The organism is Cupriavidus sp. HMR-1 (genome assembly GCF_000319775.1).
Lineage (GTDB): Bacteria > Pseudomonadota > Gammaproteobacteria > Burkholderiales > Burkholderiaceae > Cupriavidus > Cupriavidus metallidurans.
Genome location: NZ_ANKP01000071.1, coordinates 25,704 through 45,401, shown reverse-complemented (window position 1 = coordinate 45,401; position 19,698 = coordinate 25,704). Strand labels below are relative to the sequence as shown.

General features: G+C 63.5%; 19 protein-coding genes. 8 read left to right on the top strand and 11 right to left on the bottom strand.

The features are described 5' to 3' along the window. Positions 1-102: 102 nt before the first annotated feature. Both argF and D769_RS10920 read left to right on the top strand, forming a co-directional pair. A complete protein-coding gene (argF, locus tag D769_RS10925) occupies positions 103-1,026 on the top strand; it encodes an ornithine carbamoyltransferase (protein ID WP_008644959.1) in 924 nt (307 codons plus the stop codon). Positions 1,027-1,117: 91 nt separating this feature from the next. Continuing rightward, positions 1,118-1,429, top strand: a complete 312-nt coding sequence (locus tag D769_RS10920; RefSeq protein WP_008644958.1) for a pyrimidine/purine nucleoside phosphorylase — start codon at positions 1,118-1,120, stop codon at positions 1,427-1,429. Between the two features lie 56 nt (positions 1,430-1,485). Here D769_RS10920 and murB read toward each other — a convergent pair whose 3' ends face one another. After that, positions 1,486-2,496: a UDP-N-acetylmuramate dehydrogenase gene (gene murB, locus D769_RS10915; RefSeq protein WP_008644956.1), complete on the bottom strand. Its 1,011-nt coding sequence runs from the start codon at positions 2,494-2,496 to the stop codon at positions 1,486-1,488. A gap of 134 nt (positions 2,497-2,630) precedes the next feature. Here murB and D769_RS10910 point away from each other — a divergent pair, with 134 nt between their 5' ends. Then, positions 2,631-3,116 (top strand): YajQ family cyclic di-GMP-binding protein, encoded by a 486-nt coding sequence (locus D769_RS10910; protein WP_008644954.1) that lies wholly within the window; start codon positions 2,631-2,633, stop codon positions 3,114-3,116. A gap of 56 nt (positions 3,117-3,172) precedes the next feature. On the opposite strand, the gene D769_RS10905 is transcribed toward D769_RS10910, so the two are convergent. The 3 genes from D769_RS10905 to D769_RS10895 form a co-directional block, all read right to left on the bottom strand. Next, positions 3,173-3,613 carry a DUF192 domain-containing protein gene (locus tag D769_RS10905; RefSeq protein ID WP_008644952.1) on the bottom strand — a complete coding sequence of 147 codons (441 nt, stop codon included), beginning with the start codon at positions 3,611-3,613 and terminating at the stop codon, positions 3,173-3,175. A 155-nt stretch (positions 3,614-3,768) separates the two neighbouring features. Continuing rightward, positions 3,769-3,969, bottom strand: coding sequence for a hypothetical protein (locus D769_RS10900; RefSeq protein WP_008644951.1), 201 nt, complete (start codon positions 3,967-3,969; stop codon positions 3,769-3,771). Positions 3,970-4,075: 106 nt separating this feature from the next. Continuing rightward, a complete protein-coding gene (locus tag D769_RS10895; RefSeq protein ID WP_008644949.1) occupies positions 4,076-4,720 on the bottom strand; it encodes a pseudouridine synthase in 645 nt (214 codons plus the stop codon). A gap of 238 nt (positions 4,721-4,958) precedes the next feature. On the opposite strand from D769_RS10895, the gene icd reads away from it, so the two are divergent. After that, complete coding sequence (icd, locus tag D769_RS10890; RefSeq protein WP_008644947.1) at positions 4,959-6,209, top strand: NADP-dependent isocitrate dehydrogenase; 1,251 nt, start codon at positions 4,959-4,961, stop codon at positions 6,207-6,209. 406 nt (positions 6,210-6,615) lie between these two features. On the opposite strand, the gene D769_RS10885 is transcribed toward icd, so the two are convergent. Then, positions 6,616-6,825, bottom strand: a complete 210-nt coding sequence (locus D769_RS10885; protein WP_008644945.1) for a cold-shock protein — start codon at positions 6,823-6,825, stop codon at positions 6,616-6,618. Positions 6,826-7,390: 565 nt separating this feature from the next. Between D769_RS10885 and clpS the strand changes: the two genes are divergently transcribed. From clpS to D769_RS10865, 4 genes are all read left to right on the top strand, one after another. Further along, on the top strand, positions 7,391-7,717 hold the full coding sequence (gene clpS / locus D769_RS10880) for an ATP-dependent Clp protease adapter ClpS (protein WP_008644942.1): 327 nt from the start codon (positions 7,391-7,393) through the stop codon (positions 7,715-7,717). Further along, positions 7,714-10,011 (top strand): ATP-dependent Clp protease ATP-binding subunit ClpA, encoded by a 2,298-nt coding sequence (clpA, locus tag D769_RS10875; RefSeq protein ID WP_008644941.1) that lies wholly within the window; start codon positions 7,714-7,716, stop codon positions 10,009-10,011. Before clpS ends, clpA begins: the two co-directional genes overlap by 4 nt. 207 nt (positions 10,012-10,218) lie before the next feature. After that, positions 10,219-11,223 carry a tripartite tricarboxylate transporter substrate binding protein gene (locus D769_RS10870; protein ID WP_024569074.1) on the top strand — a complete coding sequence of 335 codons (1,005 nt, stop codon included), beginning with the start codon at positions 10,219-10,221 and terminating at the stop codon, positions 11,221-11,223. Between the two features lie 14 nt (positions 11,224-11,237). Then, complete coding sequence (locus tag D769_RS10865) at positions 11,238-12,083, top strand: VOC family protein (protein WP_008644937.1); 846 nt, start codon at positions 11,238-11,240, stop codon at positions 12,081-12,083. Positions 12,084-12,138: 55 nt separating this feature from the next. Here the strand turns inward: D769_RS10865 and dut are convergent, their stop codons facing one another. The 6 genes from dut to D769_RS10835 all read right to left on the bottom strand — a co-directional run bounded on the left by dut (position 12,139) and on the right by D769_RS10835 (position 19,615). Next, a complete protein-coding gene (gene dut / locus D769_RS10860; RefSeq protein WP_008644936.1) occupies positions 12,139-12,633 on the bottom strand; it encodes a dUTP diphosphatase in 495 nt (164 codons plus the stop codon). 104 nt (positions 12,634-12,737) lie between these two features. Next, a complete protein-coding gene (locus D769_RS10855; RefSeq protein ID WP_008644934.1) occupies positions 12,738-13,757 on the bottom strand; it encodes an LLM class flavin-dependent oxidoreductase in 1,020 nt (339 codons plus the stop codon). 18 nt (positions 13,758-13,775) lie between these two features. Next, positions 13,776-14,975 carry a bifunctional phosphopantothenoylcysteine decarboxylase/phosphopantothenate--cysteine ligase CoaBC gene (gene coaBC / locus D769_RS10850; protein WP_008644932.1) on the bottom strand — a complete coding sequence of 400 codons (1,200 nt, stop codon included), beginning with the start codon at positions 14,973-14,975 and terminating at the stop codon, positions 13,776-13,778. Positions 14,976-15,096: 121 nt separating this feature from the next. Beyond that, positions 15,097-15,633, bottom strand: coding sequence for a signal peptidase II (gene lspA / locus D769_RS10845; RefSeq protein WP_008644930.1), 537 nt, complete (start codon positions 15,631-15,633; stop codon positions 15,097-15,099). Beyond that, complete coding sequence (ileS, locus tag D769_RS10840; RefSeq protein WP_008644928.1) at positions 15,633-18,512, bottom strand: isoleucine--tRNA ligase; 2,880 nt, start codon at positions 18,510-18,512, stop codon at positions 15,633-15,635. The genes lspA and ileS overlap by 1 nt, the downstream gene beginning before the upstream one ends. Before the next feature lie 119 nt (positions 18,513-18,631). Then, positions 18,632-19,615, bottom strand: a complete 984-nt coding sequence (locus D769_RS10835; protein ID WP_008644925.1) for a bifunctional riboflavin kinase/FAD synthetase — start codon at positions 19,613-19,615, stop codon at positions 18,632-18,634. Positions 19,616-19,698: the final 83 nt, after the last annotated feature.

Genomic DNA, 19,698 nt, shown 5'->3' with positions numbered 1-19,698 from the left:
TAAGCGACGCGAAAGGCGGCTCCGCGACACGCTCTGGCCCTGAAGGATCGCCCAGTCTGGCGTCCGGGCCACGTGTCCAAACCGAGCCGCCTTATTTGTTTTATGAGCCCAACCCCGATCAAGCATTACCTCCAGTTCAGCGATCTCAGTGCCGACGAGTACGAGTACCTGCTGGACCGCGCGCAGATCCTCAAGGCGAAGTTCAAGAACTACGAAACGTGGCACCCGTTGCATGACCGCACGCTGGCCATGATCTTCGAGAAGAATTCCACGCGCACGCGCCTGTCGTTCGAAGCCGGCATCCACCAGCTCGGCGGTCACGCGGTGTTCCTGAATACCCGCGATTCGCAACTGGGCCGTGGCGAGCCGATCGAGGATGCCGCCCAGGTGATTTCGCGCATGGTCGACATCATCATGATCCGCACGTTCGGACAGGACATCATCGACCGCTTTGCCAAGCACTCGCGTGTGCCGGTGATCAACGGGCTCACCAACGAATACCACCCGTGCCAGGTACTGGCCGACGTGTTCACGTACATCGAACAGCGCGGCGCCATCGCCGGCAAGACGGTGGCGTGGATCGGCGATGCCAACAACATGGCCTACACCTGGATCCAGGCCGCCGAGCGCCTTGATTTCACGTTCCATTTCTCGGCGCCCCCGGGCTATCAGCTCGATCCGGCGATGGTGCCGGACTGGGCCGCGTCGCGCGTGAAGGTGTTCGATAATCCGCTCGACGCTTGCCAGGGCGCACATCTGGTCACCACCGACGTGTGGACCAGCATGGGCTTCGAGGCCGAGAACGATGCGCGCAAGCGTGCGTTCAAGGATTGGATGGTGACGACCGCGATGATGGATCGCGCCGCGGACGACGCCCTGTTCATGCACTGCCTGCCCGCGCACCGTGGTGAGGAAGTGGAAGCGGCGGTGATCGACGGCCCGCGCAGCGTCGTGTGGGAAGAAGCCGAGAACCGCCTGCACGTGCAGAAGGCGCTGATGGAATACCTGCTCTGCGGCCGCTACTAAGCACCTGCCGGAGCCGATCAAAGGGGGCCGTCCAGGCTCCCTTTTTTACGCCCACCGATTTGATGAAACCCGAAGACTCGAGGAGATTGAGATGAGCCAGTTCGACAACGTATCCGTGGTCAAGAAGGCCAACCTGTATTTCGATGGCAAGTGCGTCAGCCACACGGTGACCTTTGCCGACGGCACGCGCAAGACGCTCGGCGTGATTTTCCCGGCCGCGCTGACGTTCAACACCGGCGCGCCCGAAATCATGGAAATTAATGCCGGCGTCTGCCGCGTGCGTCTGGCGGGTTCGGACGAGTGGAAGACCTATGGCGCTGGTCAGCAGTTTGACGTGCCGGGCAACAGCAGCTTCGACATCGAAGTGACCGAGACCCTGGATTACGTCTGCCACTTCGGTTAAGCCGTACTGAGAACTTTCCCCTCTCCCACGTTGTGGAAGAGGGGAGCAGACACCCTCTACAGAATCACCGGTTCCGGCTCGATCCGGACTCCGAAGTGCGCCTGCACTGCGTCCGCGATGCGGTTAGCCAGCGCCAGCAGCGCCGCGCCGGTTCCACCGCCGTGGTGCACCAGCACCAGCGCCTGTTTGCCGTAGACGCCCACCGGGCCGTCGTCGACACCCTTGAATCCACACTGGTCGATCAACCAGCCTGCGGCCAGCTTGTAGCTGCCATCGGGTTGCGGATAGCTGACGAGGGCAGGATGGTCGGCCAGCAGGGCATTGCGCAGCGCGGCGTCGACGACCGGATTCTTGAAGAAGCTCCCGGCGTTGCCGATCTTTGCCGGATCCGGCAGCTTGCGCGAGCGGATCGCGACGATCGCGTCGCGGACTTGCGCCGCATCGGGCGTGCGCACACCGTCCAGCTCACGCGCCAGCTCGCCGTAGTTCAGTACCGGTTGCCAGGTTTTTGGCAGCCGCAGCGTGACGGCGGTGATGATGTAGCGCTCGCGGCCTTCGCGCTTGAACAGGCTGTCCCGGTAGCCGAACGCGCATGTGTTCAGGTCGATCGTGACAAAGTCGCCGGATTGCCGGTCATAGGCACGTAGCCGGGCGAAGCGTTCGCGCAGTTCCACGCCATATGCGCCAATGTTCTGGATCGGGGCGGCGCCGGCCGTGCCCGGGATCAGCGCCAGGTTTTCCAGGCCAGGCATCCCTTCGTCGATCGTGCGGTTCACCAGCCCGTGCCAGGTTTCCCCAGCGCCGGCCGTGACGAGCCAGCTGGAATCATCCTCCGCCACGTCGTACCCGGGGATTTCCATCAGCAGCACACATGCATCGAGATCGCCGGTCAGCACCACGTTGCTGCCGCCACCGAGCACGACGATGGGCAGATTGCCGATCCGAGGGTCGGACAGGGCCGAAACCAGATCCGATTCGTTGCGAATATGGACGGCTAGGCGCGCGCGCGCATCGAACCCGAATGTATTGTGGGTGCGCAGGGGATAGAATTCGAGGAAATCTGCCATGCAAGGACGGGAAAAGCGGGCGCCGAAGCGGCGGAATGGCCTCCCCGGACTGAGAGGCAGGCCCGATTATACGTAACCGTTACGGACCGGCCGCTGCTTTGTGCCAGCGGCCATGCAATACCAGGAGAATTGAAATGCCGTCGTTTGACGTAGTGTGTGAAGCCAATATGGTCGAAGTGAAGAACGCCGTGGAGCAGGCCAACAAGGAAATCTCCACGCGTTTCGACTTCAAGGGTTCCGATGCCCGGGTCGAGCAGAAGGAGGGCGAGCTGATCGCCTTTGCCGATGACGATTTCAAGCTGGATCAGGTCAAGGACGTCCTGATCAACAAGATGGCCAAGCGCAACGTGGACGTGCGCTTCCTGGACTACGGCAAGGTCGAGAAGATTAGCGGCGACAAGGTCAAGCAGGTCATCACGATCAAGAAGGGCGTGACCGGCGATCTCGCCAAGAAGATCGTGCGCATGATCAAGGACAGCAAGATCAAGGTCCAGGGCAGCATCCAGGGCGATGCGGTGCGCGTATCGGGCACCAAGCGCGACGATCTGCAGGCGGTGATCGCCATGCTGCGCAAGGACGCCAACGAGGCACCCCTCGACTTCAACAACTTCCGCGATTAAGCGCGTCGCAGCCCGCAACCACCCAGCTCGCGGGCTGCCTTACAGCGCTATTGTTGCTACTTCGGCTGAGGCAGTCCGCCGATCTTCGCGCCCGGCTTGAGGCCCTTCTGGGCAAACCAGCCCTTGTTCATTTCCAGCGCGTAGCGCACGGCCGCGCGCGGGCAGTGATTGTCCTCGGTCTGCGGCTTCATTTCCTCGATGTTCACGATGCTGCCGTCATCGGCCAGGAAGGCGATCGACAGCGGCAGGTCGGTGTTCTTCATCCAGAAACAGTGGCCGGCCTTATCCTCGAACACGAACAGCATGCCGGCATTGGCTGGCATGTTCTTGCGGAACATCAGGCCGCGTTCGCGTGCCTCGGGCGAGGCTGCCACCTCCGCCTGGATGGCATACATGCCAGCGGTCAGCGGAATCACAGGCAGCGCGCTTTGTGCGTGGGCGAGCGTGGCCAGCACCGTGGTGCCTGCGGCCAGCAGAGTCTTGATCATGCGATGCATGGCGTTATCGGAAGTGAGTGGGTCGACTGCAGCCGAGAGCATAGCGCAGCGCGCGTGCGTCAGTCGTTCGCGCAATAAAAAAGGCAGGCCGTCGAAACGTGCCTGCCCTTCGCGTGAGCGCCGGACCGATGCCGGCGAGTCGCGCGCGAACCGCCTTACTGAGCAGCCGGAGCCGAAGCTTCAGTCTTCTTCGAGCTATGCTTCTTGCTGCTGTGATGCTTCTTGCTGGTGGACTTCGCGGGCTTGGCTTCCTTGGCGGCCGGTGCGGCAGCATCAGCAGCGGCGGGAGCCGAAGCCTGGGCGAAAGCGCCGGTAGCGAACAGACCAACAACCAGGGCAGCGATCAGTTTTTTCATTTGCGAGTACCTCGAGAATTTGTGTCCAGCATTTGGTGAGTGCGACGCGTAGTAGAACGTGTCACTCGAAAAAACGAAGCGGCAAGGCTGGCCGTTGACGCCATATTTACTTGAATTTGTAACTGCGTCTTGCCGGTCCCGATGTGGGCGCGCGCTCAGGTCTTGCAGTCGAAACATGCGGATTGTTGCTTGAAAGTCCTAGTTTCGAGACATCTGTTTCGCACCATTGGCCGGGCATCAGTCCCAGCTCCGGCAGTTTCAGATTGCCGATAGATATGCGGACGAGTCGAAGCGTGGGGAGCCCCACCGCGGTAGTCATGCGACGCACCTGTCGGTTCTTGCCTTCGCGGATCGACAACTCGATCCACGTAGTGGGAATGGCTGCGCGATAGCGGATCGGAGGATGGCGCTCCCACAACCATGCCGGCTCATCGACGACGCGCGCCTTTGCTGGCAGCGTCTTGAAATCTCCCAGGTCCACGCCGGCGCGAAGGGTGGCAAGCGCAGCCTCGTCTGGAACGCCTTCCACCTGAGCGAGGTACGTCTTGACGAGCTTGTGTCGCGGATCGGCGATGCGTGCCTGCAGCGCGCCATCGTCGGTGAGCAGCAGCAGGCCTTCGCTGTCCGCATCGAGCCGGCCGGCAGGATAGACGCCAGGCACATCGACACAGTCAGCCAGCGTCGCGCGCGAGGGGTGCGCGGAGAACTGGCTCATGGTCTGGTAGGGTTTGTTTAGCGCGATCAGGGTCATGGGCGCGAAGTATGCACGAGCCGCCGAATCATTTGGCGTGCCCACGGCGTTTATGCATAATATGCGGATGCTCTTGGGTCTTATATAAGACTGACATGAAATGCCGAGCGAGATGTGATCGCGGCCGTTCACGTGGCGAATCCAATTCGCCCGTTACAATGCCTTGCACGACACAATCGCATTGCCGGGCTCTGCGGCCTGGTGCTGTCCTTACCCCCATCCGCAGTTGGAGACGAATATGTATCAGCACATCAAGGTGCCGGCAGGCGAGAAGATCACGGTCAACACCGATCTTTCGCTGAACGTGCCGGATAATCCGATCATTCCCTACATCGAAGGTGACGGCACGGGTGTCGATATCACTCCGGTGATGCTGAAGGTGGTGGATGCCGCCGTGGCCAAGGCGTATGGCGGCAAGCGCAAGATCTCGTGGATGGAGATCTACGCCGGCGAGAAGTCGACCAAGGTCTACGGCCCGGATGTGTGGCTGCCGGAAGAGACCATGGAAGTGGTCAAGGAATACGTGGTGTCGATCAAGGGCCCGCTGACCACGCCGGTCGGTGGCGGCATCCGCTCGCTGAACGTGGCACTGCGTCAGCAGCTCGATCTCTATGTCTGTTTGCGCCCGGTGCGCTATTTCAAGGGCGTGCCGTCCCCGGTGCGCGAGCCCGAGAAGACCGACATGGTGATCTTCCGCGAGAACTCGGAAGACATCTATGCCGGTATCGAGTGGGAAGCCGAAAGCGAAGGCGCGAAGAAGCTGATCGCCTTCCTGCAGAACGAAATGGGCGTGAAGAAGATCCGCTTCCCGGAAACGTCCGGCATCGGCATCAAGCCCGTCTCGAAGGAGGGCACGCAGCGCTTGGTGCGCAAGGCGCTCCAGTACGCGATCGACAACGACAAGCCGTCGGTGACGCTCGTGCACAAGGGCAACATCATGAAGTTCACCGAAGGCGGCTTCCGCGATTGGGGCTATGAACTCGCGCAGCAGGAGTTTGGCGCGGAGCTGGTCGATGGCGGCCCGTGGTGCAAGTTCAAGAATCCAAAGACTGGCCGCGATATCGTCGTCAAGGACGCTATCGCCGACGCATTCCTGCAGCAGATTCTGCTGCGTCCGGCTGAGTATTCGGTGATCGCCACGCTGAACCTGAACGGTGACTACATTTCCGACGCCCTGGCTGCCCAGGTGGGTGGCATCGGCATCGCGCCGGGCGCGAACATGTCCGATTCGGTCGCCATGTTCGAAGCCACGCACGGCACCGCGCCGAAGTATGCAGGCAAGGACTACGTGAACCCAGGTTCGGAAATCCTCTCCGCGGAAATGATGCTGCGCCACATGGGCTGGACCGAAGCGGCCGACCTGATCATTCGCTCGATGGAGAAGTCGATCCAGTCGAAGAAGGTCACGTACGACTTCGCCCGGCTGCTCGAAGGTGCGACGCAGGTGTCGTGCTCGGGGTTTGGTCAGGTGATGATCGACAATATGTAAGCGCGACGGCCACTCCGCCGGAGACAGGAAGCCCCGCAGATGCGGGGCTTTTTCACGTCTAACGGCCGACGTAGATCACTCGATCGTCGCAGCGTTGGCCTGATAGCGAAATTCGATTGGGGGCAAGGTCTTCGGTCCTTGCGTTGCGGATAGTCAGCCGCGAAGACGCCCAGCGGGCGAGCGGTCGGAATATCGACGGACGGTGGGAGTGAGCGCGAGGAGCAGAAAGCAGAACGCCCGGCACGAGGCCGGGCGTTCCATCGGATGCGTGGCGTACCGCTAAAAGCAGCGTGCCGCTGGTCGGCATTGCCGTACCGTGGCACTGGATCCCGTTCCGCGGGGGTACATCCCCCAGCATCCTGACGGACCGACGCGGCTCTGCGGCCGGTTCGGTCGCGGCGCACTCTTACTGGTTCGCGTCCTGGATGTTCGTAGCTTGCTTGCCCTTCGGGCCTTGCACGATTTCGAACACCACACGCTGGCCTTCCTTCAGCGTCTTGAAACCCGACATCTGAATTGCCGAAAAGTGCGCAAACAGTTCTTCCTCGCCGTCGTCCGGCTTGATAAAGCCGAAACCCTTGGCGTCATTGAACCATTTGACGATACCGCTTGCCATAAACTCCCCCAACGAAAAAGCAGATTTCAAGCGGGGGAAACCGATGGCCAGCTGAAAAACACTTCGACGGGCTTCCAGCGTCGGCGCCCTGCGGCACCGGCAGCCAGAAGGCGCCGTATCGATGAGATTCGCGTGGTCGGCGCCCGGTTACCAGTCAAATGCTGGCATGCGGGTGCATGACCGACGCCGGTCGTGGGCCTCCCCTGCTCACGGAATCATCCGGACTGACCTTGTTGCTTGGCTCGCGTGGTCATGCCCGAATGCGCGAACGATTCTTTCGGCAAACCTACATACTGTCAAGCTGGCAGAATCCCCACTCGGCGCGGGGTGTGGCGGGATTGAAACGGCCACCAGTGGTACCTTTGGCGCCGGGGCGTACGGATTTTCCCGAATGCCCCGGACTGGTGCCAGGGAGCCGTCCCGCTCGTGTGCGGCGTGCTCCGCCAACGTGCGCCGAACGTCCTTTGTGTGGCGGGCCACGCAGAGAATTTACCGGGTGCGGGGCTTGAATAACAGCCCAGTTCCCCAAATTGCAGACTTGTGAACAAGGGTTAGAATAAAAGCCATGGCGACACGGCTGGCGAACACCCCCCAACGCGAAACAGGCACTGTCATCGAACGGAAGGAGCAGCAGCTCAAGCCGCCGGCGATGTACAAGGTGGTCCTGCTCAACGACGACTACACTCCGATGGAGTTCGTCGTGATGATCCTGCAGCAGTATTTCAGCAGGGACCGGGAAACGGCGACGCAGATCATGCTGACCGTCCACCGGGAAGGTAAGGGCGTTTGTGGTATCTATACGCGTGATATCGCGGCGACCAAAGTCGAGCTTGTATCAACCCATGCGCGGCAGGCGGGGCACCCGCTGCAGTGCGTGATGGAGGAAGCATGATTGCGCAAGAATTGGAAGTGAGCCTGCACATGGCCTTCGTCGAGGCTCGCCAGGCGCGCCACGAGTTCATCACCGTGGAACACCTGCTGCTGGCGTTGCTCGACAACCCCACGGCGGCCGAGGTGCTGCGCGCGTGCGCAGCCAACATCGAGGACTTGCGCACCAGTCTGAAGAACTTCATCGCCGACAACACGCCGGTCGTGCCCGGCACCGATGAAGTGGACACACAGCCGACACTCGGTTTCCAGCGAGTGATCCAGCGCGCCATCATGCATGTGCAGTCGACTTCCAATGGCAAGAAGGAAGTGACTGGCGCGAACGTGCTGGTGGCGATCTTCGGCGAGAAGGATTCCCACGCGGTCTACTACCTGCAGCAGCAGGGCGTCACGCGCCTGGACGTGGTGAATTTCATCAGCCACGGCATCCGCAAGGATCAGGCCGAGCCCGCCAAGCATGGCGACGGCAACGCCGAAGGCGAGGGCGGTGACGGCAAGGAAAGCCCGCTCGAGCAATACACCCAGAACCTGAACACGCTGGCCAAGGCCGGCAAGATCGATCCGCTGATCGGCCGCGAAAGCGAAGTCGAGCGCGTCGTCCAGGTGCTGTGCCGCCGCCGCAAGAACAACCCGCTGCTGACCGGCGAGGCCGGTGTGGGCAAGACGGCGATCGCCGAAGGGCTGGCCTGGCGCATTACCAAGGGCGAGGTGCCGGATATCCTGGAAAAGGCCGTGGTGTACTCGCTCGACATGGGCGCGCTGCTGGCCGGCACCAAGTACCGTGGTGACTTCGAGCAGCGCCTCAAGGGCGTGCTGAAGTCGCTCAAGGACAATCCGAACGCGATCCTGTTCATCGACGAGATCCACACGCTGATCGGCGCGGGCGCCGCATCGGGCGGCACGCTGGACGCCAGTAACCTGCTGAAACCGGCGCTGTCGTCGGGGCAGCTCAAGTGCATCGGCGCGACCACGTTTACCGAGTACCGTGGCATCTTCGAGAAGGATGCGGCGTTATCGCGCCGGTTCCAGAAGATCGACGTGGTCGAGCCTTCGGTAGACCAGACCGTGCAGATTCTGCGTGGCCTGAAGTCGCGCTTCGAGGAGCATCACGGCGTCAAGTACGCAGCCTCGGCGCTGACCGCGGCGGCCGAACTGTCGGCACGCTTCATCACGGACCGTCATCTGCCGGACAAGGCGATCGATGTGATCGATGAAGCGGGTGCGGCACAGCGCATCCTGCCGAAGTCGAAGCAGAAGAAGACGATCGGCAAGGCCGAGATCGAGGACATCGTGTCGCGCATCGCGCGTATCCCGCCGCAAAGCGTGAACCAGGACGACCGCAGCAAGTTGCAGACGCTGGAACGCGACCTGAAGTCGGTGGTGTTCGGTCAGGACCCGGCCATCGAGGCGCTGGCTTCGGCGATCAAGATGTCGCGTGCTGGCCTGGGCAAGACCGACAAGCCGATCGGCTCGTTCCTGTTCTCGGGCCCGACCGGCGTCGGCAAGACCGAAGTGGCCAAGCAGCTCGCGTTCATCATGGGCATTGAGTTGCTGCGCTTCGACATGTCCGAATACATGGAGCGCCACGCGGTGAGCCGCCTGATCGGCGCCCCCCCGGGCTATGTCGGTTTCGACCAGGGCGGCCTGCTGACCGAGGCCGTCACGAAGAAGCCGCACTGCGTGCTCCTGCTCGACGAGATCGAAAAGGCACATCCGGATATCTTCAACATCCTGCTGCAGGTGATGGACCACGGTTCGCTGACCGACAACAACGGTCGCCGTGCCGACTTCCGCAACGTGATCATCATCATGACCACCAATGCGGGCGCCGAGACGATGAACCGTGCCACGATCGGCTTCACCACCGCCCGCGAGCAGGGCGATGAGATGGCCGATATCAAGCGGATGTTCACACCCGAGTTCCGTAACCGGCTCGATGCGATGATCAGCTTCCGTTCGCTGGATGAGGAAATCATCCTGCGCGTGGTGGACAAGTTCCTGATGCAGCTGGAAGAGCAACTGCACGAGAAGAAGGTGGATGCCAGCTTCTCGGAAAAGCTGCGCAAGTATCTGGCGAAGAAGGGCTTCGATCCGCTGATGGGTGCCCGTCCGATGCAGCGCCTGATCCAGGACATGATCCGCAAGGCGCTGGCCGACGAGCTGCTGTTCGGCAAGCTTGTCAGCGGCGGCAAGGTCGCGGTGGACCTGGACGACGACGACCAGATCAAGCTGACGTTCTCCGAGGCGGATCCGGAGCCGCCCGAGGCGCCGGAAAGCGAGCAGCGCGCAGAAGTCTGAGCGTCTGACATATCAGCAAAATTGGATATCGGCCGGGTCATCCCCGGCCGTTTTTCTTGGGCGATTGTTCCAGCTTCGTGGGCTTTTGGGCGATCAGCGAAGGCATTGCCTGCAACGTGAGCGATCATCGGGCAAAATACGGGCGGGCGGCATGTCGCCCTTTCTTTTTTGTCACGCGGCCCTGTGGCCGCACAGCTCAAGTCACCGATGTCCTCTCCAGACCGCATGCGGCTGCGCCGTCTGCTGCTCAAGACCTTGCCGATGGGTGCCGTGCCCGTCGCTTCGATCTCCAGTCTCGCCCGCGCGGCAGAACCTGCCTCGAGTGGCCGTCCCATTTCCATGGTGTTGCCGTTCCCGCCGGGTGGCAGCGTGGACATCGTTGCGCGCCAACTGCAGCCCGGGCTGAAGAGTGGACTCGGCCAGACCGTCGTCGTCGATAACAAGCCTGGCGCTGGCGGACTGATTGCCAGCAGTACCGTGGCGCGTGCCAAGCCGGATGGCAATACGCTACTGATGGCTTTCGATACGCACGCGATCAATCCATTTGCGTACAAGAACCTGCCGTACGACACGTTCAAGGATTTCACGCCGATCTCCCAACTGGTGCGCTTCCCGCTGGTGATCGCTGCCAATCCCGCGCTTTCGGCCTCGAACGTGCGTGAGCTCGTGGAATTGGCCCGCGCCAATCCCAAGGGCGTGCGTTATGCCTCGTCTGGCATCGGCAGCCTGAACCAGCTTGCCGCGGAAGCGCTGGCCACCGACGCGGGCGTCCAGTTCCTCCACGTGCCCTACAAGGGTGGCGGCCCGGCCGTGCAAGCCGTGCTGGCGGGGGAAGTCGACCTGTTCTTCAGCAGCTACGCCGCCGTGCAGGCCCACATCGCCGCCAAGACGATCAAGGTGCTCGGCGTGACCGGATCGAGCCGCATCAAACAGCTTCCGCAGGTGCCGACCGTGGCCGAGCAGGGCTTCAAGGGATTCGAGGCCTACTCGTGGATCGGCGTTTTCGGCCCGGCTCATATGCAGCCCGATACCGTGACCCGCCTGCACGATGCGCTGGGCGTCGCGATTCGCCAGCCCAAGGTGGTTGAGGCGCTGACGGCTCAGGGTTTCGAAATTGCGGTTGGCACACCTGCCGACCTCGGCAACCTGGTGCGCCACGAGCATGACAAATGGCAGGCGGTGGCTCGCAAGGCCAATATCCAGTTCGAGTAAATGTCGAGTCAGCAATGAGCGGTCTGCCTGAACCTTTCGATCATGCCGTGGTGGTTTGCGGCGACCTGGACGCCGCGGTTGCCAACTGGCGCGCGCTGGGATTCACACTGACGCCGCGCGGCTATCACACTCTGGGATCGCAGAACCACTGCATCATGCTGGCGCGTGATTACCTGGAACTGCTGCACGTCACCGCGCCGAGCCCGAGTCGTCAGTACTACTGGGACGCCCAGCAGCGCGGGGATGGCTGCGCGGCCATGTCCTGCAAGAGCAGCGATGCGTTCGCCACGGCCGACCGCCTGCGTGCGGCGGGCTTCCAGCCGTCCGATCCGATCGAGTTCTCACGCCCGGTCCGGCTCGATGATGGCAGCGAGCATCCAGCCACGTTCCGCGTCACGGCACTTGATGGCGCGCCGGGCGCGCGCTACTTCGTCTGCGAACACCGCACGCCGGAGTTGCTGTGGCGCCCGGAATGGATGGCGCACGCCAATGGCGCTCGGGCCATTGCGGCAACGTATCTGGTGGTGGAGGCGGAGCAGGTGAGCCCGACGGCCGAGGCCTATGCTGTGCTGACGGGCGGGGCGATCATCGAGGCGACCGATGAGGCTGCCACGATCGCCATTGGCGACGCCAGGTTCGTGATCGTGGCGCCGCAGGCGCTGGCGGTTGCCGCTGGCGCACCGCAATTGCAACACGCCGAGCGCGGCTACGCGGCTATTCGCCTTGCCACGTCCAACCTGGCTGGCGCGCGCGCTCACTGGCGCGAGCAGGGTGTCGAATCTATCGACCTGTCACCGGAAGTCACGCTGATCCCGGCGATGCAGGCCAACGGTGTAGCGCTGATCTTCGAGCAGCGCTGAAGTTTTTCTCCCTCTCTCGCTGTGCGTGAGAGGGAGAGCACCACTCTCTCTGGCATTACGCTTTTGCGTGCGCGACGCCGGTCGACCCGAAGCCACCGGCACCACGCGTCGAATCCTCCGAGAATTCTTCCACCGTCGTGAATACCGGGCGCAGCACCGGCACGAACATCATCTGGGCGATACGCTCGCCGGGCTGGATCACGATCGGTTCGGTGCCGGGCGCGTTGCGGTTCCACACACTGACCATGATTTGCCCCTGGTAATCCGCGTCGATCACACCGATCGAATTACCGAGTACGAGCCCCTTCTTGTGGCCCAGACCCGAGCGCGGCACGATCGTGGCGCACATGTACGGGTTGGCCATATGCACCGCGATACCGGCCGGAATCAGTTGCGCAGGCGTGCCGGCCTCGATCGTGACCGGACCGTCCACGCAAGCGTGCAGGTCGATGGCGGCGGCCATGTCGCTCTGGTAGGCGGGCAGGCCCCAGTCATTCAGGCGGGCGTCGAGCACCTTGATTTCGACGGTCGGATTGGCGGCTACGGTCATGGAAGCGGTTTCCTGCAATGCGTGAAAGATGGGCTGGTCAGTCCGGCGAAAGCACGGACTGACCAAAGGCCGAATCATACCGCGCCGCGCCGGATGGCCTGGAGTCAGGCGGCCAGGTCGAATGCCTCGGCCAGCAACTGGTAGGTGCGCAGACGCGCCTTGTAGGAGGCCGTCACGCTCAGCACGACCAGTTCGTCCGCCGCGAACCGGTCCTTGAGCGCCAGCATCCGCTCGGCAACCTGCTCGGGCGTGCCGCAGATCGTGCGCGGCCGTTCGCGCTCGATGATCATCCGGTCACGTTCGGTCGGCGTGAAGTCAGCCGCCTGCGCCAGCGAAGGAATGGGCGCGTTCACGCCATAGGCCATCTGCAGCCGGCGGATATCGACCGCGCGTTCCAGCGTCGCGGCTTCCTGTTCGGTATCGGCGCAGATCACGAAGATTGCCGCGGCGCTGTAAGGCTTATCCTCGTAGCCGGGCTCGAACACTTCACGATATTGCTGCGCCACCAGATGCCCGCTGTGCGCATTGATGAAGTGGGCAAACGCGAATCGCAGCCCGAGACGGGCGGCCAGTGCGCCGCCGAAATCGCTCGAGCCAAGCACCCAGAGTTCGGGTTTGGTGTCGATCACCGGCTGCAGCAGCACCCCTTCGGCCAGATGGTCGGGCGGGACTTCCCCGCGCAGCAGCCATGCCAGGTCCTGCACCTGTTGCGGGAACTGGTCGCCACGGTTGTACTGCCCCATGGCCACCGCCTGCGCGGTGCGCATATCGCCGCCGGGCGCGCGGCCCACGCCCAGGTCGACGCGGTTCGGGAACAGCGCTTCGAGCATACGGAACTGCTCGGCCACCTTGAACGGGCTGTAGTAGGGCAGCATCACGCCGCCGGAGCCCACGCGGATGCGCTTCGTCGCGCTGCCCAGCCGCGCCAGCATGACTTCGGGCGCGGGATTGCAGACGCCTTGCAGACCGTGGTGTTCGGCGCACCAGTAGCGGGTATAGCCGAGATCGTCGGCCATCTGGGCCAGTTCGACGGTCGCAGCCACGGCGTCGCGCGCGGTATGGCCGGCGATGACCGGGCTTTGGTCGAGCACCGACAGGCGCAGCTTGGGGCGGGGTTGGCTCATGGCAGGCAGGGCGGCGGATTACACGGGTTTGCGCGGCAGACGCTGGCCGATTGCGGTGACAAGCTCGCGCGCCAGCGAGAGCTTGTCCGCGCGCGGCAGGCGCGTCATGCCGTTGGCATCGAACAGCACGATCTCGTTGTCGTCGAGACCGAACGTGCGATGGCCGATATTGCCGACCAGCAGCGGCACGCCTTTGCGCTTGCGTTTCTGCTCGCCGTATTGCTCCAGGTTCTCGCTCTCGGCCGCAAAGCCGACGCAATAGGGGGCATCGGCACGGGCGGCCACGGCAGCCAGGATGTCCGGGTTCTGCACGAATTGCAGGGTCGGCGTGTCGGTGTCGTTGGCCTTCTTGAGCTTCTGCTGCGCGACCTCCGCGGGACGCCAATCCGCCACGGCGGCCACGGCGACGAACACGTCGACATCGCGCAGTTGCGCCATGACCGCGTCGTGCATCTGCTGGGCGCTGCGCACATCGGTGCGTGTGACGCCACGGGGCGTGTCGAGCGCGGTCGGGCCAGCCACCAGCAGTACCTCGGCACCCGCTTCACGTGCGGCGCGCGCGATCGAGAATCCCATCTTGCCCGACGACAGGTTCGTGATGCCGCGTACCGGATCGATCGCTTCGAACGTCGGGCCAGCCGTGATCAGCACGCGCTTTCCAGCCAGCGGTTTGGGCTGGAAGAACGCGATCAGATCTTCGACGAGTTCTTCCGGTTCGAGCATCCGCCCATCGCCGATTTCACCACAGGCCTGGTCGCCCGTGCCGGGGCCGAGAATCATGACCCCGTCGGCGCGTAGCTGCGCGGCATTGCGTTGCGTTGGCGCGGCAGCCCACATCTGCCGGTTCATCGCCGGTGCCACCAGCAGCGGGCATTCACGCGCGATGCACAGCGTGGTCAGCAGGTCGTCGCAGAGGCCGTTGGCCACCTTGGCGAGGAAATCGGTCGATGCTGGCGCGATCAGGATGGCGTCCGCCTCTCGTGAGAGGTCGATATGCGCCATGTTGTTGTCGATGCGGGCGTCCCATTGGGAGAGGAACACCGGGCGTCCGGAGAGCGCCTGCATCGTGACAGGCGTGATGAAGTGCGTTGCCGCTTCGGTCATCGCCACCTGCACCGTGGCGCCAGCCTTGGTGAGCAGTCGGACCAGCTCGGCTGACTTGTAGCAGGCGATGCCGCCAGTCAGACCAAGGACGATGTGCTTGCCGCGCAAATCCATGGGGAGAGCTCTTCAGGGAGACGGGAGTCTGCGCATGATACCGCTGGGAGAGGCGACGCGCTGGAAGGGATAGTTGGCTGGCGCCCTCTCCCGTTTGTGGGAGAGGGGCGTATGACAGGCGTCAGTGACGTCGCACGCGCCGCAGCTCGTCGACGATCAGCAGGATCGCCCCGAGCGTGATCGCGCAGTCCGCCACGTTGAATGCCGGGAAATGCGTGTTACGAAGATGGAAGTCCAGGAAGTCGATCACGTGGCCGTGGATGATCCGGTCGACCACATTGCCCACGGCGCCACCGAGTATCAGCGATACCGCCAGGCAAAACAGCTTCTGCCCGGTATGGCGATAGAGCAGCCAGATGATGAACGCGCCGACCACCACGCCCAGCAGCGTGAAGAACCAGCGCTGCCAGCCGCCCGCATCCGCCAGGAAGCTGAACGCGGCGCCCTTGTTATAGACCAGCACCAGGTTGAAGAAGCTGGTGACCGGGCGCGACTCGCCGTACTGGAACGAGCGCGTGATCACCACCTTGAAGAACTGGTCGATCATCACCACCAGCAGGGCGAAGGCCATCCACAGCCACGGCGTGACGTTGCTGCTGGCGCCCTTGCTCTTGCCGCGGGCCGGCGTCGAACGCGTCGAACGAGTGGACGATGCCATCAGGCGTGGCTCCTGTGTTCACCGGCGCCGAACAGGTTGCTGTCGCAGCGGCCGCAGATCGTCGGATGCTCGGGGTTGTGGCCCACGTCGGCGCGGTAGTGCCAGCAACGCTCGCACTTGGCGTGCTGCGACGGCGTGACCGTCACCAGCAGGTCGCCGCCTTCTGGCGCCGGCGTAACCTTGGCGGCCGACGTCAGCAGCACGAAACGCAGGTCGTCTTCCAGGCTCTGCAGCGCGGCCAGCACCGGACCGCCCGCGGCGATCGTGACTTCCGCCTGCAGCGACGAACCGATGTCGCCTTCCACGCGCACGGCTTCGAGCTGGCGCGTGACTTCGGCGCGCACGGTACGGATCTCGTGCCACTTCTGCAGCAGTGTGTCGCCGTCATCCACCGACGGGATCGCATAGTACGTGCTCGTGAAGATCGTGTCCTTGTGCTCGGTGCCGTGGGCAAAGATCTGCCACGCTTCCTCGGCCGTGAACGTCAGGAACGGCGCCATCCAGTGCAGCATCGCCTGGGTGATGTGATACAGCGCGTTCTGCGCGCCACGGCGAGCCTTCGAGTCGGCGGCCGTGGTGTACAGGCGGTCCTTTAGTACGTCCAGGTAGAAGCCGCCGAGGTCCTCGGAGCAGAACGTCTGCAGTTTGGCGACGACCGGGTGGAACTCGTAGGCCTGGTAGTGCGACAGCACCTCCTTCTGCAGACGGTCGGTCAGCGCCACGGCGTAGCGGTCGATCTCGAGCCATTCCGACGCCGGCAGCGCGTGCTTGGCGTGGTCGTAGTCGGTCAGGTTGGCCAGCAGGAAGCGCAGCGTGTTGCGGATGCGGCGATAGCCTTCCACCACGCGCTTCAGGATTTCGTCGGAGATCGACAGCTCGCCCGAATAGTCGGTCGATGCCACCCACAGGCGGATGATCTCGGCGCCCATCTTGTTCGAGATGTCCTGCGGCGACACTGTATTGCCGACCGACTTCGACATCTTCCGGCCTTCGCCGTCGACCGTGAAGCCGTGTGTCAGCAGTGCCTTGTAGGGCGGCTTGCCATAGAGCATCGACGCGGTCAGCAGCGACGAGTGGAACCAGCCGCGATGCTGGTCCGAGCCTTCCAGATAGAGGTCGGCAAGGCGGCCATCCGGCAGGTCGGCGGCCGGATCGTACAGCTCGTCACGGTGCGAGCCGCGGATCACCGTCCAGTGCGTGGTGCCGGAGTCGAACCACACGTCGAGCGTGTCGCGGTTCTTTTCGTACTGCGCGGCTTCGTCGCCGAGCAGGTCCTTCGGGTCGAGCGTCTGCCAGGCCTCGATGCCGTGCTTCTCCACAAGCTTGGCCACTTCCTCGAGCAGCTGGGGCGTGCGCGGATGCAGGGCGCCCGTTTCCTTGTGGACGAAGAAGGCCATCGGCACGCCCCACTGGCGCTGGCGCGAGAGCGTCCAGTCCGGGCGGTTGGCGATCATGTTGTGCAGGCGCTGCTTGCCCCAGGCCGGGTAGAACTCGGTAGCCTCGATGCCAGCCAGCGCGGTTTCGCGCAGCGTCGGGCCGTTGTCCACCGGGTCCACGTCCATGCCCGCGAACCACTGCGACGTGGCGCGGTAGATGATCGGCGTCTTGTGACGCCAGCAGTGCATGTAGCTGTGCTCGTACTTGTGCGAGTTGAACAGGTTGCCCGACTCGCGCAGCACCTCGACGATCTTCGGATTGGCATCCCAGATCGACAGACCACCGAACAGCGGCAGCGTGCTGGCGTAGACGCCATCGCCCATCACGGGGCTGATGATGTCCGAATCCGGCATGCCGTGCGCCTTGCACGACTGGAAGTCTTCCACGCCGTAGGCCGGCGCCGAGTGGACGATGCCGGTACCGGTGTCGGTGGTCACGTAGTCGCCCAGGTAGACCGGCGACGTACGGACGTAGCCGGCGTCCATTTTCGCCAGCGGGTGGTGGAAGCGCACTTCGGTCAGCGCGTCACCGCGCGCGGTGGCAACGATCGTGCCTTCCAGCGCGTAGGTCTTGAGTTGTTCCTCGACGCGATCCTTGGCCAGGATCAGGAAGCCACGCGGCGTGTCGACCAGCGCGTATTCCACCTCCGGGTGCATGTTCAGCGCCTGGTTCGACGGGATGGTCCACGGGGTGGTGGTCCAGATCACGATCCAGCCCGGCTTGCCTTCGATCTGGGCGAGCGGCACATGGAATGCGTGAGCGATCTTGTCGGTCTCGGCGAACGGGAAGCCGACGTCGATCGACAGGTCGACCTTGTCCTTGTACTCGACCTCCGCCTCGGCCAGCGCCGAGCCGCAGTCAAAGCACCAGTTGACCGGCTTCAGGCCGCGGAACACGTAGCCGCGCTCCATGATCTTGCCCAGCGCGCGAAGCTCGTCGGCCTCGTTGCTGAAGTTCATGGTCAGGTACGGGTTCTCCCAGTCGCCGAGCACGCCCAGACGCTCGAAGTCCTTGCGCTGGCGGGCGATCTGCTCGGTGGCGTAGGCGCGCGCCTTCGACTGGACTTCCTGCACCGGGAGACCCTTGCCGAACTGCTTTTCGATCTGGATCTCGATCGGCATGCCGTGGCAGTCCCAGCCCGGCACGTAGACGGCGTCCAACCCGGTCAGGCCGCGCGCCTTGATGATCATGTCCTTCAGGACCTTGTTGACTGCGTGGCCGATGTGGATATCGCCATTGGCGTACGGCGGGCCGTCATGCAGCACGAACTTCTTGGCGCCATGGCGGGCGGCCCGGATCTTCTTGTAGAGCTGCTTGTCCTGCCATTGCTTGACCCATTGCGGCTCGCGCTTGGGCAGATCGCCGCGCATCGGGAACGGGGTATCCAGCAGATTGACCGGATACTTGCTTTTTTCAGGCTTGGCGCGTTTGTCGTCGGACATGGTTGATTCTCAAGGCAATTCGGTAGGGCGCGGCGCGTGCATGACCACCGCGCGTGTCATTCGGGGTGAGGCAGGGCGGGTCCCGGCCGCGGCTCGTTGATCGAGCGCGCTGCCGGCCGCTAGCTAATTCGGTCGGTGGCGGAGGTGGCGAAGTCGCGCCGGCCGGCATCCGGCGCGGTCTGGCCAAAGAATGCGCGCGCGTCGGCGGCGTCCTTGGCGATGGCCGCGGTCAGCGCTTCGAGCGTGTCATAGCGCTTCTCGTCACGCAGCTTCTTCATGAATTCCACCCGTATCAGCTTACCGTACAGGTTTTCGTTGAAGTCGAAGAGGTGCACTTCCAGCAGCACGCGGCCGGCGTCCTCGACGGTCGGCCGCACGCCGATGCTGGCCACGCCTTGCACCGGATGGTCGGCAATGCCATGCACCTGCACTACGAAGATGCCGTTCACGGCCGGGCGCTTGTGCGAGATCCGCAGGTTCAGCGTCGGAAACCCGAGGTCACGGCCGAGCTTGCGCCCATGGATCACGTGGCCGCTGATCGCGTAGCCGTGGCCGAGCAGCCGGCGCGCATGTTCCAGGTCGCCACCGGCCAGTGCCTGGCGCACGGCGGAGCTGGAGATGCGGATGCCGCCTTCGGAGACCGATCCCATCTGCTCGACATCGAAACCGAACTGCCGGCCGGCCTCCTGCAGATAAGAGAAGTCGCCGGCGCGCTTGGCGCCGAAGCGGAAGTCGTCGCCAACCAGCACCCATCGGGCGTGCAGGCCGTGCCAGAGCACGTTCTCGACGAAAGCCTGAGGTGACTGGGCGGCGAAATGCGCGTTGAAATGCTCCACCACCACGCGATCCACGCCGTTGCGGCGCAGCGCGTCAAGCTTGTCGCGCAGCAGGGCAATACGGGTGGGAGCGTGCTCGGGGGCGAAGAATTCGCGCGGATGCGGCTCGAATGTCATCACGCACAGCGGCAGGCCGCGTGCATCGGCGGCCGCGCGGGCGCGCGCGAGCAACGACTGGTGGCCGCGATGCACACCGTCGAAATTGCCGATGGTAAGCGCGCAAGGCGCCCGGCTTTCGGCATTGGGCAGACCGCGGAAGACTTTCACGAGGACGGCGGACGAGCGTTTTTGGGGAGGGTAGGAGCATACCATCACTGGCAATGCTCCCCCCTAAGAACCGTACGTGCGAG

What these genes read in the sequence shown, in the direction of transcription:
- argF (WP_008644959.1), top strand. Translation starts at nt 103, where the DNA reads ATGAGCCCAACCCCGATCAAGCATTACCTCCAGTTCAGCGATCTCAGT.
- D769_RS10920 (WP_008644958.1), top strand. Translation starts at nt 1,118, where the DNA reads ATGAGCCAGTTCGACAACGTATCCGTGGTCAAGAAGGCCAACCTGTAT.
- murB (WP_008644956.1), bottom strand. Translation starts at nt 2,496, where the DNA reads ATGGCAGATTTCCTCGAATTCTATCCCCTGCGCACCCACAATACATTC.
- D769_RS10910 (WP_008644954.1), top strand. Translation starts at nt 2,631, where the DNA reads ATGCCGTCGTTTGACGTAGTGTGTGAAGCCAATATGGTCGAAGTGAAG.
- D769_RS10905 (WP_008644952.1), bottom strand. Translation starts at nt 3,613, where the DNA reads ATGCATCGCATGATCAAGACTCTGCTGGCCGCAGGCACCACGGTGCTG.
- D769_RS10900 (WP_008644951.1), bottom strand. Translation starts at nt 3,969, where the DNA reads ATGAAAAAACTGATCGCTGCCCTGGTTGTTGGTCTGTTCGCTACCGGC.
- D769_RS10895 (WP_008644949.1), bottom strand. Translation starts at nt 4,720, where the DNA reads ATGACCCTGATCGCGCTAAACAAACCCTACCAGACCATGAGCCAGTTC.
- icd (WP_008644947.1), top strand. Translation starts at nt 4,959, where the DNA reads ATGTATCAGCACATCAAGGTGCCGGCAGGCGAGAAGATCACGGTCAAC.
- D769_RS10885 (WP_008644945.1), bottom strand. Translation starts at nt 6,825, where the DNA reads ATGGCAAGCGGTATCGTCAAATGGTTCAATGACGCCAAGGGTTTCGGC.
- clpS (WP_008644942.1), top strand. Translation starts at nt 7,391, where the DNA reads ATGGCGACACGGCTGGCGAACACCCCCCAACGCGAAACAGGCACTGTC.
- clpA (WP_008644941.1), top strand. Translation starts at nt 7,714, where the DNA reads ATGATTGCGCAAGAATTGGAAGTGAGCCTGCACATGGCCTTCGTCGAG.
- D769_RS10870 (WP_024569074.1), top strand. Translation starts at nt 10,219, where the DNA reads ATGTCCTCTCCAGACCGCATGCGGCTGCGCCGTCTGCTGCTCAAGACC.
- D769_RS10865 (WP_008644937.1), top strand. Translation starts at nt 11,238, where the DNA reads ATGAGCGGTCTGCCTGAACCTTTCGATCATGCCGTGGTGGTTTGCGGC.
- dut (WP_008644936.1), bottom strand. Translation starts at nt 12,633, where the DNA reads ATGACCGTAGCCGCCAATCCGACCGTCGAAATCAAGGTGCTCGACGCC.
- D769_RS10855 (WP_008644934.1), bottom strand. Translation starts at nt 13,757, where the DNA reads ATGAGCCAACCCCGCCCCAAGCTGCGCCTGTCGGTGCTCGACCAAAGC.
- coaBC (WP_008644932.1), bottom strand. Translation starts at nt 14,975, where the DNA reads ATGGATTTGCGCGGCAAGCACATCGTCCTTGGTCTGACTGGCGGCATC.
- lspA (WP_008644930.1), bottom strand. Translation starts at nt 15,633, where the DNA reads ATGGCATCGTCCACTCGTTCGACGCGTTCGACGCCGGCCCGCGGCAAG.
- ileS (WP_008644928.1), bottom strand. Translation starts at nt 18,512, where the DNA reads ATGTCCGACGACAAACGCGCCAAGCCTGAAAAAAGCAAGTATCCGGTC.